Annotated in this window: 10 protein-coding genes and 1 riboswitch; of the genes, 3 read left to right on the plus strand and 7 right to left on the minus strand. The window is 41.8% G+C overall.

The window, feature by feature from the left end; genetic code table 11:
* Positions 1-2: 2 nt before the first annotated feature.
* The 3 genes from HY58_RS15355 to HY58_RS15365 form a co-directional block, all read right to left on the minus strand.
* Entirely contained in the window at positions 3-974 is a 972-nt protein-coding gene (locus tag HY58_RS15355; protein ID WP_082022197.1) for a glycoside hydrolase family 43 protein, read from the minus strand.
* A 136-nt stretch (positions 975-1110) separates the two neighbouring features.
* Positions 1111-3456 carry a ribonucleoside-diphosphate reductase subunit alpha gene (locus tag HY58_RS15360; protein ID WP_039133923.1) on the minus strand — a complete coding sequence of 782 codons (2346 nt, stop codon included), beginning with the start codon at positions 3454-3456 and terminating at the stop codon, positions 1111-1113.
* A gap of 28 nt (positions 3457-3484) precedes the next feature.
* Positions 3485-4456 carry a ribonucleoside-diphosphate reductase small subunit gene (locus HY58_RS15365; protein ID WP_039133926.1) on the minus strand — a complete coding sequence of 324 codons (972 nt, stop codon included), beginning with the start codon at positions 4454-4456 and terminating at the stop codon, positions 3485-3487.
* Positions 4457-4610: 154 nt separating this feature from the next.
* Positions 4611-4748, minus strand: a riboswitch (cobalamin riboswitch).
* 140 nt (positions 4749-4888) lie between these two features.
* Here HY58_RS15365 and HY58_RS15370 point away from each other — a divergent pair.
* From HY58_RS15370 to HY58_RS15380, 3 genes are read left to right on the plus strand one after another with little or no spacing between them, the layout of a single operon-like run.
* Positions 4889-6169, plus strand: a complete 1281-nt coding sequence (locus HY58_RS15370; protein ID WP_052324193.1) for a DUF5690 family protein — start codon at positions 4889-4891, stop codon at positions 6167-6169.
* A 5-nt stretch (positions 6170-6174) separates the two neighbouring features.
* Entirely contained in the window at positions 6175-7332 is a 1158-nt protein-coding gene (locus HY58_RS15375) for a TIGR03364 family FAD-dependent oxidoreductase (protein ID WP_039133929.1), read from the plus strand.
* A complete protein-coding gene (locus HY58_RS15380) occupies positions 7332-8039 on the plus strand; it encodes an HAD-IA family hydrolase (RefSeq protein ID WP_039133933.1) in 708 nt (235 codons plus the stop codon). The genes HY58_RS15375 and HY58_RS15380 overlap by 1 nt, the downstream gene beginning before the upstream one ends.
* Here HY58_RS15380 and HY58_RS15385 read toward each other — a convergent pair.
* Genes HY58_RS15385 through HY58_RS15400 form a run of 4 tightly spaced genes read right to left on the minus strand, consistent with a single transcriptional unit; the run spans position 8036 to position 15833 of the window.
* Positions 8036-8626 carry an HD domain-containing protein gene (locus HY58_RS15385; RefSeq protein ID WP_039133936.1) on the minus strand — a complete coding sequence of 197 codons (591 nt, stop codon included), beginning with the start codon at positions 8624-8626 and terminating at the stop codon, positions 8036-8038. The genes HY58_RS15380 and HY58_RS15385 overlap by 4 nt on opposite strands.
* A 12-nt stretch (positions 8627-8638) precedes the next feature.
* The gene (locus HY58_RS15390) at positions 8639-10660 is read right to left on the minus strand and encodes a TonB-dependent siderophore receptor (protein WP_039133939.1); all 2022 of its coding nucleotides are present in this window, start codon (positions 10658-10660) and stop codon (positions 8639-8641) included.
* Positions 10657-13119, minus strand: a complete 2463-nt coding sequence (locus HY58_RS15395; RefSeq protein WP_039133942.1) for a bifunctional YncE family protein/alkaline phosphatase family protein — start codon at positions 13117-13119, stop codon at positions 10657-10659. Before HY58_RS15395 ends, HY58_RS15390 begins: the two co-directional genes overlap by 4 nt.
* Positions 13120-13121: 2 nt before the next feature.
* Positions 13122-15833, minus strand: a complete 2712-nt coding sequence (locus HY58_RS15400; RefSeq protein WP_253271589.1) for a phosphoesterase — start codon at positions 15831-15833, stop codon at positions 13122-13124.
* Positions 15834-15874 lie beyond the last annotated feature (41 nt).

A 15874-nucleotide genomic window follows, 5' to 3' on the forward strand; every position in this document is an offset into this window, starting at 1 on the left:
GATTACTGGATTCCCTCTGAGGTCATTTGCACTCTTTTCATACTACCATCTTCATTGTAAAATAACCGGTCGATACAAACTGAGCGGCGGAAACTCCCGCCCTCCGTTGGTATTCCCCCGTTATGATAGATAAAATAGGAGCTGCCCTTGAAATCGATGATAGCCTGGTGATTGGTATTTGAATTACCAGCGAGTTCATTCAGGATTCCTTTGAATTGCCATGGCCCATTAACTGAACGACTCATTGCATAGGCAATCTTTTCGGGAAACTGGTAGGCATAGGAAAGATAGTACCACCCATTTTTATGATGAACCCATGGCGCCTCGGTAAACGATGGAAGATCAACCGTTTTGATCTCACCTTCTAATTCTATCATATTAGGTTTGAGGCGGGCATAGTAGCATTTGGTATTGCCCCAGAAAAGATAAGCCTGACCGTCTATATCAATTATTACGGAGGGATCAATATCATCCCAGAAAATGCTGGTAGCCTTTGTCATGTCATTCGTTATTAAAGCTTTACCTATAGCATCGCGGAATGGCCCATCCGGGCGATCCGCCACTGCCACACCTATAGATTTTCCGGGAATGCTCCCATGCTCTACCGTTACGTACCAATAAAATTTCCCATTACGTTCAATTACCTGCGATGCCCAGGCATCTCCTTTTGCCCAGCTGAAATCCCTGGCCCTGAGTGGCACAGCATGTTCAGTCCAGTAGACCATATCAGAAGAAGAAAAACATAACCATTCATTCATCACATACCCTTCTTTACGTGGAGGTGCTTCATCATGGCCTGCATAAAGCCAAACTTTATTTCCATAAATAAGGGCCGCGGGATCGGCTGTGTATTTATGAGTAATTATGGGATTACCCTTTGATGGAAAACTTGTGTCTGCACTGGCTTTTGCATCAGTTGCTAAAAGCAGGAAATAGCCTGATATTATAAGCGATAGAAGAAAACGATGTTTCATGATGACAAGCATTGATTCTTATAAATGTAATTTATACATTTATTATCAAAACCAGATCATGTTTAGCGTTTCGGACCATCCATATAAAAAAGCAGCCTCCAGGGGAAGCCGCTTAAAGTATTATAACGTCGGTAATTTATGAACCGCAGCTGATGCATCCCTCATCCATGGTACACACTGCACCTTCAGCAATTGGTACCGGGGCAATTTCATTAACTATTCCCTGCTTTTCGACAGTGAACTGTACCGCCTGCGAGGCTGCCTGCGTGCGCAGGTAGTACATACCGGTTTTGAGGCCTTTTTTCCAGGCATAGAAATGCATGGAAGTCAACTTAGAGGCTGTGGGATTGCTAACGAACAAATTCAAACTCTGGCTCTGGCAAATGTATGCACCCCTGTCAGCGGCCATATCAATGAGTGTCCGTTGTTTTATCTCCCAAACAGTTTTATAGAGTGCCCTTACATCTTCGGGTATGCTGGTGATACCTTGAATTGAACCATTCGCAGCGATGATATTGTTCTTCATCTCATTATTCCAGAGGCCAAGTGATATCAGGTCTTTTAATAGATGCTTGTTAACTATTACAAACTCACCACTTAAAACACGCCTGCTATAAATATTAGAAGTATACGGCTCAAAACATTCGTTGTTCCCAAGAATCTGCGAAGTAGATGCCGTTGGCATTGGTGCAACCAGTAAGGAGTTCCTAACGCCAAATTCCATTACTTCCTTACGCAGACCATCCCAGTCATGTCGATCAGATGCCTTTATACCCCAGAGATCAAATTGAAACATTCCCATTGACAAAGGCGATCCTGCGAAGGTTTCATAAGCCCCTTCAACTTTAGCAAGATCCTTACTTGCAGTCATCGCTGCAAAATATATTGTTTCGAAAATGTTCTTATTAAGAATCGAAGCAAGTTCAGATTCAAATGGGAGCCGCATCAGGATAAAAACATCTGCTAATCCCTGAACACCCAGCCCTATTGGGCGGTGACGCATATTTGAACGACGCGCTTCCTCCACTGGATAATAATTCACATCGATGACCCTGTTAAGGTTTACAGCAACCTGGTAGGTGACTTCATATAATTTCTCGAAATCGAATTTACCCTCACGTACAAATCGCGGAAGGGCGAGTGAAGCCAGGTTACAGACAGCTACTTCGTTAGCATCTGTATATTCCATGATCTCTGTACAAAGATTAGAGCTTTTTATAGTACCAAGGTTCTGTTGATTGCTCTTGCTGTTAGCAGCATCTTTATACAACAGGTATGGGGTTCCGGTTTCAATTTGTGCATCGAGTACAGCGAACCATAATTCCTGTGCCTTGATGGTCTTACGGCCCCTGCCCTCTTGTTCATATCTTTCATACAACTTCTCAAATGCCTCGCCAAAGCAATCCTGCAATCCTGGTGCCTCATTAGGACAAAATAAAGTCCAGTCACCATTTTCCTCAACCCGTTTCATAAACAAGTCTGGTATCCAAAGTGCATAGAAAAGATCACGGGCACGTAATTCTTCCTTGCCATGGTTTTTTCGCAAGTCAAGAAAGGAAAAAACATCCGCATGCCAGGGTTCAAGATAAATCGCGAAGGCGCCTTTACGCTTTCCACCTCCCTGGTCAACATACCTTGCTGTATCATTGAAAACCCGCAACATCGGGATTATGCCATTACTTGTTCCATTGGTTCCGCCAATATAGGATCCCGTTGCACGTATATTGTGAATAGCGAGGCCAATACCACCTGCACTTTGAGAAATTTTAGCAGTTTGTTTTAATGTATCATAGATCCCATCAATACTATCATCCTTCATCGTCAGCAGGAAACAACTAGACAATTGAGGCTTTGGAGTTCCGGCATTAAACAAAGTTGGCGTTGCGTGTGTGAACCACCTTTCACTCATAAGGTGATACGTTTTTATTGCCTGTTCCATATCATGTTTATGGATACCAATGGCAACACGCATATAAAGATGTTGAGGTCGCTCGGCCACTTTGCCGTTTACACGGAGCAGGTATGATTTCTCAAGGGTTTTAAATCCGAAATAATCAAACCCAAAATCACGATCATATATTATTGTACTATCGAGCATTTCAGCATTTGCCTCAATGATCTCCATCACATCGTCTGCCACAAGGGGAAGTGATTTATTTGTGACAGAATCGGCATACTGGTGCAAGGCACGCATGGTCTCCGAGAAGGATTTCTTCGTATTCTTATGAAGGTTGCTTACGGCAATTCGCGAGGCCAGCAATGCGTAATCCGGATGGCGTGTTGTGAGTGCTGCGGCCATTTCAGCAGCAAGGTTATCGAGTTCAGTGGTACTAACTCCATCATAAATACCTTCAATTGTCTTCTTGGCTATATCAATTACATCGACCATTGGGCTGAGTCCATAGGATAGCTTTTGTATACGGGCTGTTATTTTATCGAACTTAACGGCCTCTTTTCTACCGTTTCTTTTAATTACAAACATATCAATGATTTATAGGTAGGCAATGGTTTTAAAAGTCTTCCTCAAGGGAGAATGTTTGTCCGGATGCACCAGTCATCACACCTGATTTTTGGTAATCCCCCACGCGCTTTTCAAAGAAATTGGTTTTGCCTTGAAGCGAAATCATCTCCATGAAGTCAAATGGATTTGTGGTATTGTAGAGTTTAGTATACCCCAGTTCACCCAGCCAGCGGTCGGCTACAAATTCAATATACTGCTGCATAAGTCTTGCATTCATCCCTATAAGGTCAACAGGCAAAGCCTCGGTAACAAATTCTTTTTCAATTGCTACAGCATCGCTTATAATAGCGTGTACAGCTTCCTGTGAGAGTTTTTGTGAGAGCATACTGTAAAGAAGGCATGCAAACTCGCAATGCATTCCCTCGTCTCTGCTAATAAGCTCGTTGCTGAAGGTTAGACCAGGCATTAATCCTCTTTTCTTCATCCAGAATATAGAACAAAAACTTCCACTAAAGAAGATGCCTTCCACCGCTGCGAATGCAACCAGTCTTTCAGAGAAAGAGCCATTCTCTATCCAACGCAAAGCCCATTCAGCTTTTTTCTTAACTGCAGGCACTGTATCGATAGCGTGAAAGAGTTTATCTTTTGCTACAGGATCTTTTACATAGGTATCAATAAGTAATGCATATGTTTCGGAGTGGATATTTTCCATCATGATCTGAAAACCATAAAAGCAGCGTGCTTCCGGTAGTTGAACCTCACTCATAAAGTTCACAGCCAGGTTTTCATTTACAATACCATCACTGGCAGCAAAGAAGGCAAGAACATGACTCAGGAAATGCCGCTCTCCATCATTAAGGGCGGCCCAGTCGGTCAGGTCTGCACTAAGATCAATCTCTTCTGCAGTCCAGAAACTGGCTTCATGTTTCTTATACATTTCCCAAACCTTGGGGTAGTTGATAGGAAGGATCACAAAACGGTCCTTGTTTTCCCTTAGCAACAATTCATTCTCATTCGACATATCGATCATTTTAATTTTTTCTCAATACCGGTTTGAATACAAGGGAGTGGCGTCGGGGAACCCCTGGTCATCGGCAATTGCCATGACCTAAGTTCGGACGCGCGTCCTGAGATGTGACGCTTACACCTTGCCTGTACCTTACGCGGGAAGGTCCCAAACAAAAAATAGTATCGGCAGGTGTCTGGCTTGTAACATGGTTACTTACAGTTGCCCGTCAGCCCGTGATTTGCACACGATTCCCTATTAAGCGAACCAGCTCAGAGCCGGACGCACCGAAATAATTAATTGCATGAACTGGAACGAAAATACCTTCAATCGGCTATGAAAGAGTTAATACTTTTTCACACCTGTGGATAGATTGCAAAACTGTTATCAATAGGATAACAATTGTTTAAAATTGCCTTTATAGTGGGGTGTTACTTTGGCAATTCAATGCCTACAACAGCCACGCTATTAAGGAGGGCAAAGCAGAACAGCCGCAAGGACATGCTCCTGTCAGCCTTTGCTGCATTTTTAACCTATTTCTGCATGTATGGTTATCGAAAAGCTATTGGTGCAGGCACATATGATGGATTATCAGCTTTGGGTATCTCCTTCAAATCAGCACTTATTATTTTCCAGGTATTGGGTTATATGAGTGCCAAGTTTATTGGTATCCCCTTTATTGCCTCCCTCAAAAATGACAAACGGACCTTATATATTCTATTACTTATAAGTATGGCACATTTGAGCCTGTTACTAATGGCATTGATACCTTTACCTTATAATGTTTTATTACTTTTCATTAACGGATTAGGGTTAGGATTAATTTGGGGCCTTGTATTCAGCTTCATTGAAGGACGGCGGCAAACCGATTTTATTGCACTGATGTTGAGTATAAACTTCATTTTCAGTTCGGGTGTCATTAAAACAATTGGCCTTTACTTGATTTATAACTGGAATATCCCAGAGATCAATATGCCTTTTGCAGTGGGTTGTATTTTTTTCCCGTTATTAATAGTTTCTCTCCTGCTTCTGAATAAGGTACCCCCCCCCACCGATGAAGAAAAAAAGGAACGTGGAATACGCACGCCCATCACTGCCCATCAACGGGTGGAATTGTTCAGGCTATTTATGCCTGGACTGATATGCATAATATCCATTAATTTACTATTGACCATTTTGCGCGAGATAAAAGATAATTACTCCGTCGAAATTATTAATTCGATTAGGCCAAATTCGGCTCCATCTATATTCACACTAATGGAATCCTTATCTGCTTTGGTGGTGCTCATTTTCCTGATAAGCCTTTCAGGGCTGCGAAACCATATCAGAAGCCTGCTTAGGCAGCACCTGGTTATTATTAGTGGCTTCCTCGCTATTTCCATCTGCACCGTTATGCTTTATTTTGGCAAAGGAGACCCCATTTCACTTCTTGTATTATTTACTATTGGCCTTTACCTCAGCTATAACACGTTGCAATGCCTTTTCTTTGAGAGGTTTGTAGCAGCGTTCAAGGTGAGGGGTAACACCGGATTCTTTTTTTACCTTATGGATTCGATAGCTTATCTGGGTAGTTGCTTCCTGATTCTTAATAAAGAGTTGAACCATACAACAACAGGCTGGCTTACTTACTTCATCGGTTTAGGCATACTATTCGGAATTCTTGGAACACTCATCACACTATTCAGTTGGAATTACTTTAATAATAAATATGCAGCCCAAAACACCTGACAATTATGGCCATACAACACTTTGATCTGATCATCACCGGTGCTGGGGTACTGGGATGTTTTCATGCGTATCATGCTTCTATGAAAGGATTGAAAGTATTACTCCTTGAAAAAGATTTCAAGCCGCAGGAAGCCAGTGTCAGGAATTTTGGACAGGTGGTGCCTTCTGGAATGAGCCAGGGTAAATGGCAGGATTATGGACGAAGAAGTCTTGAGATCTATCAGTCAATTCAAGCAAAATTTGATATCACTGTTCGCCGGCATGGCACTATTTACCTGGCATCAGATAGTACTGAGATGACGTTGATTGAAGAACTGGGTGCTATTAATCAGAAAATCGGCTATTCATCAACAATATATGATAAGGAAACATGTCTTGAAAAATATCAGGGACTACGTGCTTCATATTGCACGGGCGGATTATTCTTTGAAGAAGAATTAACGGTAGAGCCTACCCGAATGATTCATCACTTGATAGCATTTATGAAGGAGCAGTTATTACTTCAATACAAACCCCTTTCCTTTGTACGTTCAGTTGTATACAAAGGGGATCGTTGTATAGTAGAAACAGGCAGTGGAGAGATGTTCAGTTCTGACCATGTGCTTATTTGTAACGGTCGTGACTTCAAAACGCTGTATCCCCATCTGTTCTATAAAAGTGATATTGAAATTTCCAAACTTCAGATGATGCGGACATCTCCCATGAATGATTTTACTCTACCGGGTTCAGTACTTAGCGGTTTAAGTATAAAGCGCTATGAAAGTTTCCGCGAATGCCCATCATATAAAAAACTTGATGCATCGGAGATCAATGAGAACTGCAGAAAATGGGGAATTCACATCCTGTTCAAACAAGCAAATGATGGCAGCATAATTATTGGCGATTCTCACGAGTATGCAGAAGCAAAGAACGCAGATCAGTTGGGATATGATATAAATCAGGTTATCAATGATATTATCCTGCATGAGGCCCAGCGAATGTTCCGGTTTCCCCATTGGAATATTGCCCGGCAATGGAATGGATACTACTCACAAAGAAGGGGCCATGATCTGTTCATGGAATATGCAGATAAAAATGTATTGATCATAACGGCCATTGGTGGAAAAGGAATGACCGCTAGTGCTGGTTTGGCTGAAGCAAACATTCATAAACTATTTGATTAATGAAAATTATCCTGGACTGCAGGTTAGTGATCTGTGATATGGCAGGCACTACCGTTACAGATAATCATGAGGTAGAATTGTGCTTTTCAAAAGCAGCCAGACAAACAGGCCTGGAGATAACTGATGCCGAAATCCTTGCCGTACAAGGCTGGGGCAAAAGGCATGTTTTTGAAGTATTCTGGGAAAAGATGATTGGTGCCAGAAATGAAATCTGGCTGAGAAAGGTTGACCGGTCTTTTGAAGTTTTCCGGAAGATTCTTGAAGAGCATTACATGAGCCATCGCGTAACTCCAACCATAGGATGCATGGAGTTATTTGAATTCCTTAAATCCAATAAAGTTCATATTGCCCTTACAACCGGATTTTACCGAAAAGTTGCTGATATTATTCTCAATCAGTTGGGATGGATGGAAAATGGTATCGTTGACTTTTCAGTGGCCAGTGATGAGGTAGCAAATGGAAGACCACATGCAGATATGATCCGTAAAGCAATGCAGACGCTTTCAATCAGCGACCGGAAAACAGTAATTAATATCGGAGACACACCATCTGATATTCAATCAGGTAAAAATGCTGGTTGCTTATTATCCTGCTGTGTAACTAATGGTACGCATACAAGTGAACAACTTGCGCCATTTGAGGCAGATCGAAGTTTCGGTTCAATGCTTGATTTCCGCAACTGGTTAGAGAGAAAACTATTACGCTAATAGGCGACCGATCTTCTAAGCAGGTAATTTGTCAGCATTTCTTTGAATATCCTGAGATCTGGTAATGGATGATCTTGAACTTTTGCAGCTTCATCCCATTTTCGCATTTTTATATATAACGTGAATAATGGGTCTTTTTCAAATGCAGAAGCCTCTTCTTCGCCCATACGACCTCCCTGGAATGCTAATGTTTTCTTACTGGCGTCAGACAAATATGCATAGTACTTTGGATATTTATATGTCAGATAACGCTTGGCCTGTACATGTGATTCAATTAACCTGCATATTCTTTCTCCAACACCAAGCTCACGCAACCATTGTGCCCCTATCTTTTCGTGATCAAGTACCCCATAATTATTGCCATCACCACTGATCATGGTATTCTGTTCATTAACGGGAACCAAGTGACCAATATCGTGAAGAAATGCTGCAAGAACTACTTCATCATCACAACCTTCTCTAATTGCAAGTTCAGCGGATTGGCACATATGTTCCAGTTGAGATACTTTCTCACCAGCATATTCACCGGCCCCATAATGATCATACAGGCTAAATATCCTGAAACAGATTTCCTCTGGTGATAACATTACCTGAAGAGATTAAAGTTTAAAAATAATATTCATCCAAAAACTCCTGCCGACACCATTTATACCGGACCCATGGGTACGATAGTCCTTATTAATAAGGTTTTGCATTCCCCCATTCATTTGTATACACCGCCATTTATAACCTGAATAAATATTAAATACATTCCAACCTGGTGTTCCTTTCGCCGGGATACGGTTATCATCCTTATCGCCTTGAGCCAACCTATCCTGTTTGCCTGCATATAGCCATTCAACAGCTGCATACCATCCTGATGACCGGTAATTCGCCATTAATCTTCCATGGATTGGTGGAATGCGGCGCATTGGTTCAGCGCGTGTACTATTCTCTCCATAATTATATGCTATGTTACCAGCGAAGCGGAATTTACCAGGCGGATGAATTTCAATAGCAGCTTCAGATCCCTCAATATGACCTTTCTCAGTGTTTTCCTTCTGGTAAACAGGGTACCCATTGATCGAATCACCCGGCACCCTCACTCTTGTGATAAGATCTCTTAAATTCATACGGTATAAAGTAGCATAACCGGATAATAAAGTGGTATTGAATTTATACCCTAGTTCCATGTTAATAGACCGTTCAGGGCGCAGCGAGGCTGTTGGTAATTCATACCGAAAATCAATCACCCCAAGTGTACCCATATCATCAATATTTGGTGCTCTGTACCCCTTGCTTAGTGAAGAGAAAAATTTATGCTTTTCATTATGATGGTACATGATCGCAAAATTACCCACCACAGCAGAAGGAGTTAGGAAGACATTGCCTATTGATGTGTCTGTGATATTAATCCGAAACATATTTAAACGACCACCGACTTCGGCGGAAAATTTTTTCCATGAAAAATGATGCAGGCTATACAAGGAATAGTTTCCATAACGAGAATCATCCGGATATAATCCTCTCATAGCCTTTATTAAACCATCATCGTTATGTTCATTACGCTCACTATAAACCAGGTCATAATATAATTCAAGTCCTGAATTAGCTGTCCACCATGGTTTCAGATCGCTTGACAGATCCGCCGATAACCCAATTACATTTACCAAATCCCGCTCATTCTTTATCGTGTTGCTGCCAATCTTATTGCTCTTACGTGCTTCAATATTGTGCTGGAAAGATGCAGTGACGGATAAAGCTTTAAGAATCGGAGTTCTGCCATCCAAATCAAGCTTTACATACTGGAGTGACCTTAGCTGGGGATCGGTGTGATTGGTCCTGAAATTTTCCAACGCCACTTTATGAAATAGTGGAACGGAAGATTGTTTTAGGAACTGGTGTGCTACTGTAAGCCTGGAACTATCTGATAAATAGAATTTAATTTTTGCATCCCATGCAAATTCATCATAACCGGAAGGTGATTGTTTACCTGTTGTATCTCCACCGATAACGTCACCAAAATTTCGATAGGTTAGACCAACTACTGCGGCTACTTTATCAGCAGAATATTCCATGGATGCCCTACCTGTTTGTTCCATACCCGAACTCATAATCTTTCCCAAAACAGAACCATGCCATTTACGGAGGGTCTGGAAAGTCCGAAAATACGGCTCCCTTGTGAAAACTTGTATAACACCTCCTAATGCATCAGAACCATACTGAACTGATCCTGTACCCTTTACAACTTCAATCCTGGTTATATTATATGGATCGATTGTATTGAGGTATTGATTAGGGCCATAACGAAATGTGGAATTATTCAACCTGACTCCATCCACTAATAATAATAATTGGTTACCGGTAAGTCCACGAACAAACGGGGAACCACCCCCATGATTTGTTTTTTGTAAAAAAACACCATTCAGTCCAACCAAAGATTCAGGCGTGGTCCTTGGCTGCCAATCATCAATGTCGCGGCCAATTACTGTTTCCACCAGGTAAGGAATTTTTATTGCTTCTAACCATCTTCTTTGTGCGGTTATTACCACTTCTTTCAGCTGACCCACAGTGCTATCTTCCTGTGAATATGCGGCAGCAACAAATAACTTTAAGACACAAATTAGTATGATCCTTTTCATTTTTCTTTTTCATCATTAACCTGGAGAAATGCGCTTCTCCTTGGTGCTGGCATTTCACTTTTCTCACCTTTGACGGCTTTCCAGATTACTTCACTAAACACAAGGTCCGGGATGGCATCTTCTTTTGTAAAATCGAAGGACATACTTTTAATTGCACTGGGCGTATTTGCTGTGTTCTTATCATTCAGATCAATATTAGAAGGAACAGAAACAAATGTTCTAACGTCGGGTGAATTATTGAAACAGCGCCACATAGGAGTAGCCGCAGCATCATACTGGCTCATAGGAGGCAATCCCAGAATCAATTCTATAGTCCGCAGCATAGACGATGTAGAGTACATAGAATGGTCAATAAAACCACGCTTCATGTAACCACCGGCAAGATATGCGGTGGTACGGTGGGCGTCAACATGGTCGGGTCCATTTTGTGCGTCATCTTCAACAATGAATACAACAGATTCTTTCCAGATGCTACTCTTTGATAAATGCTCAACAAATAACCCAACAGCCAGATCATTGTCAGCTACATGTGCAAACGGTGTAGGTCTGCCGATCCGCTGCCCCTCCGTATGATCATTGATAAACCTGAGGGTATTGAATTGTGGAACTGCATTGGCTGCAAGAAGTGAATCAAACTCCCGCCTCCACTGATTAAATCGTGTGGTATCTCTAACACTTTCATCCCAACTAGTGTAATAGGGACAAAAATGGCCATCCAGTACCGGGATATTTGCTTTATAATCATCTGCAAATTCTCCATAAGTTCGGTAGCTTACACCTGCCCGTTTACAATAATCCCATATAAATCCTTTGGTGGGATTTGCAATAGGGCGGTTGCCCTCTCCATCATAAAATCCTCCCCGGCCCCCATAATTAGTAGGCCAGGTCTTTTCAAGGTAATCAGTGGCTCCGGCAGCCGTGCTCCAGTTATGCCCATCTGCACTTACCTCACTGTCTACATAAAAATTATCAAGAAGAACAAATTCTCTTGCAAGTTTATGCTGATTGGGTGTGATGCGTTCCCCAAATAAGACAAGGCTAGTATCTCCATTACCGCCAGGCATATCACCAAGCACCTGGTCATAGGTTCTGTTTTCTTTGATAATATAAAAAACATGCTTGATGGGAGAAGAATCACCCACTTTCCTTGGTATGGGATTTCCCTCTTCCCCCGCTGCCAGCAATTCCCCTTCTTTTGAGTAAGGCGTGTTTTTGTAAACCGCCTGTGAATAAATACCTATTGCTTTGGTATCCGGTGGATCGATGATGGACAAAGTGCCTTTCATGAGTCCTGCTATATACTGTACTTCATTTGATGATGTACTGGTATCACCCTGTTGATAAGTAACTGCTTGCTTTTTTGCGATCGGATTAGGGCCGCGGGGGTTAGCAAAGGAAGAAAAGCCCTTTCCATTTGCCACAAATATTTTGTCATTGATCACCTTGATATTGGTAGGATACCAACCTACAGGTATAAATCCAGATGAACGCGAATTTCCCGGAGTACCTACATCAAAAACTGCGACACAATTATTATCTGCATTTGCAACATACAATGTCTTTTCATCAGCTGATAAAGCAAGACCATTGGTGGTGGATCCTTCCGGCGCATCAGGGTAAAGCGCTGCATTCAACACCTCGATCTGTTTCCAGGATCTAATGTCAACTATTGAAACGCTATTATCATTAGAGTTAGCAACAAACATGTACTGGCCGTTCCTGGTGAGCACCAATTCATTTGGGTGTTGCCCAACGGCAAGTGATCTTTTGATTTCCTGCTTCCTTACATCATATTCAAGCACTTTAGCCCCTCCCCACAAAGAGATATAAAGAGAGCGCTGGTCTGGTGATATAACACAACTATATGCTTCCGCACCAAGCGGAATCACTTTACGAATCGACTTGCTGCCATTATCAATGACATAAAGGCTATTATTCTCCTTTGTGACCACATACATTTCTTTTCGCTTTGTATGAAGTGCTATGCCTGCCGGTGATATTTGCTCAGGCCATTTTTTACCCAAAACAATACTGTCCACCAGCTTGAGCATGTTATTGGATACCTCATATTTAAGGATCCAGTTATCATTGCCACCACTGGCATAAAGAAATTTTTCGTCTGCACTAAAGCATAGTCCATACCATGATCTGGGAATCTCAACATGATGCAAAAGACGCTCCTTAATCGGATCAATCAGCTGGATGCTCTGAACGCTCTGACCATTATTTGTAGCAGCCAGATATTTGCCAGATGCCGAGACTGCAAGATTTAAGGGGAGATCGCCGAGTGGCAAAGACCGGCCTGCCGGCGACAAGTGCCATCCATTGGGAAGCAATACCCGCTTTTCTGACAGATCCTCCTTTAGTCCAGGCACTTGTGACTTAAGTTCAGTGGCACCAAGAAAGGGAAGGAATCCACCAAACAGGCAACCTATTGTCAACCGTAAAAGCTGATTCATGGTTATTGATTTATTTTCTCGTAATGGTCTGTTCTCTGTTCTTCTTCATTATCCATTTTTGGACCTTGTAAAACTTTCCTCCAATCAATAGATCGGTTATAACGTTGCATCGCTTTCTCCGGGTCAAAAACCCTCTTATCTGGCAAAACCATATTATAAGGACGAAAGTCAGGGCTATCAGTAAAAAAATCTTGTAAAAGAGAAGCTGTAACGTCATACTGATTTACATAACGAATCCCAAGAATATTGTAAATGACTTTCAAAATAGATCCAAAATTACTATGATGAACTGACAAATGACCCCGCTTTACATATGGTGAAGCCATCATCAGCAGGCTACGATGTGCATCAATATGGTCCACCCCACCCTGTGGATCATCTTCCGTAATAATTATAAGCATATTTTTCCAGTATGGAGTTCGGGACAGGAAGTGAAGAATTCTTCCTGTTGCCAGATCATTATCGGCCATATAAGAATGCACAAAGGGGTATCCGTCATCAGGCCGTGGCTTTGCACCGTGATCATTTGGGATCATTACAGAAATGAATGCCGGCATGGAATCATTGCCCTTGAGCCACATTTTTGTAAACTCTTTTTCAAATTGTTCCATACGGAACTGGTCGGGAATGTTTGTGTTGTATCCGGCATAGTTATGACTGGTCCTGCTCCATAATGCTTTCTGCATGGGCACCATTACACCATGGGCAGCTCCTGTAAGTGTGTCAGTCCACTCCTCTCTAACATGTGCAGTTTCATTTGCCTGTCCAAAATTATAGAATGGAACTTTATGCCTTTCAAGTGCTTCCCAGAGTCCGCCAATTTCAGCATAATCTTCGGGGTCTATACTTCCAGTTGAGCCGGGGAATCGACGGCCAGGGGCATTAGAAAAGATCTTTGCAGACTTGCTGACACTGGAATTAGCCTCAACCCATTCATTGGGTATCACCCCCATCATCCAATGATGTCCATGAATTGAAGCATCACTGTCACAATAGAAATTATCACTGAAGGCAAAATCTTTAGAAATTTTAGAATGGTTAGGCATTATATCAGCCCCACTGATAGTATCTGTTTTTCCAGCAAATGTAACTCCAGTGCCATATCGGGCCAGCGTGGGATCTCCTTTAGCACCACTTATATGCCCTAACACCTCATCATAAGTCCGATTTTCTTTTGTGATGTAGACAATGTGTTTAATAGGAGAAGAATATAAACCTGGAAGGGGAGGAAGCGGATTTGAAGAATGTTCAGCTTTAACTTCCCTGAAGGTATTAGCTTTTACAAGCTCCGTATGCCGAGCTAAAGTTGCAACATTAGGTAGGGGAATTTTCTGGAAGGTAGCCAACTGTATATCTCCTACATAAGTACCTTGTACTGGGGCGATAAAATTTTCTCCTCCATTAGGTCCGGCTCCATAACCCCGGCAGCTGATAACATAAAGTTCTTTTTCATTGGGGGAAAGCTTAACTCTGGCTGGACCCCATCCCGTTGGAATCAGTCCCTTTGTAATTGATTTTTCCGCATCTATAACAGCAACCGCATTCAAGCCAAGCAAAGCAACATATAAAGTTCTCTCGTCTTTACTTAGAGAAATTCCAAATGGTAGCAATCCCCGGTATTGATCAATTCTTTTATCCACCTTTATAGGAATATGTTTTACGATCTTGTGCAATCGATAATCAATCACTGCAATATTATCATTGGTTGCATTTGTAACATAAGCATATTTTTTTCCAACAGCAATTGAATTAGGACTGGCACCTCCAACTACTTCTGCATCTTCCACCATCTGACCCAGTTGCATACCGGTCTTAAGTTGGTGAATCACTTTGTTTTTGGATAAGTCAATTGCATAAACACTCATTGCTTCAGGTGAATGGGGACTTCCGACGCCTGGGATTGTTTTGCCATCGATGACAGTACCTTCAATAGATTCCTTAGTATTGTCGCCATAAGGATGCCAATTGATTAACAAAGAATCATAATTGGCCTGAGTTGCTCCTTGAATCAATGGATAGGAATACATCCCAACATTGGCTACAAAGGCTAGTTTACTATCAGGACTAAGGGAGATGCCAAATGGCTGTCGGCCGGTATTAATAGATGCTTTCAATTTTCTTGAGGCAATATCAATTCGAACCATTCGAAAATTACCCCTGTCAAGAACCAGCAGTTCATTTTCTTCAGCATTATAAATCATATCAGAGGTAAAACTATCCTCATAATTTACTCCATTTATTCTGCCATTAAGAGAAATAGAATCAGTTCGCTGCATGCGTTCTATATCGTATACAATGACAGAACCATTATCGCCTCCGCTTAGATAAATGGTACGAGTATCTTTCCCGAAAGTGACACCAAGAAAAGATCCGTTTGAAAGAGGGGAAAGAACTTTCCCATCATAGGAGGGTACCCTGATTGAATTCATATTGGCCAGATCAATTATGGTAAATACACCATTATGAAGGGTTATTGCTTTCTTTCCATCTGGAGAGATGACCATTCCGAAAGGATCATGGGTTATACGGATAGTTTTCCCTGCAGGCCTTACCCATCTGCCACTAGGCAAAACGCTGGTGCCAGCAGTATCAATGATGCAATACTGGTCAGAACCCGGAACTACCAGCATTTTCGATTCCTGCGAATAGGATGTATGGAAAAAGGTAAGCAGTAGTATACATTTACTAATCTTTATAAAAAAATTCTCTTTCAAGTAAAATATATTGAGCGCGTTTAAAGAACCGATTGCGAAAC

It is taken from the genome of Flavihumibacter sp. ZG627 (assembly GCF_000814325.1).
Lineage (GTDB): Bacteria > Bacteroidota > Bacteroidia > Chitinophagales > Chitinophagaceae > Flavihumibacter.

Coding starts and splice junctions, on each gene's coding strand:
- HY58_RS15395 (WP_039133942.1), bottom strand. CDS start 13,119: ATGAATCAGCTTTTACGGTTGACAATAGGTTGCCTGTTTGGTGGATTC.
- HY58_RS15355 (WP_082022197.1), bottom strand. CDS start 974: ATGAAACATCGTTTTCTTCTATCGCTTATAATATCAGGCTATTTCCTG.
- HY58_RS15365 (WP_039133926.1), bottom strand. CDS start 4,456: ATGTCGAATGAGAATGAATTGTTGCTAAGGGAAAACAAGGACCGTTTT.
- HY58_RS15370 (WP_052324193.1), top strand. CDS start 4,889: ATGCCTACAACAGCCACGCTATTAAGGAGGGCAAAGCAGAACAGCCGC.
- HY58_RS15375 (WP_039133929.1), top strand. CDS start 6,175: ATGGCCATACAACACTTTGATCTGATCATCACCGGTGCTGGGGTACTG.
- HY58_RS15380 (WP_039133933.1), top strand. CDS start 7,332: ATGAAAATTATCCTGGACTGCAGGTTAGTGATCTGTGATATGGCAGGC.
- HY58_RS15390 (WP_039133939.1), bottom strand. CDS start 10,660: ATGAAAAGGATCATACTAATTTGTGTCTTAAAGTTATTTGTTGCTGCC.
- HY58_RS15385 (WP_039133936.1), bottom strand. CDS start 8,626: ATGTTATCACCAGAGGAAATCTGTTTCAGGATATTTAGCCTGTATGAT.
- HY58_RS15360 (WP_039133923.1), bottom strand. CDS start 3,456: ATGTTTGTAATTAAAAGAAACGGTAGAAAAGAGGCCGTTAAGTTCGAT.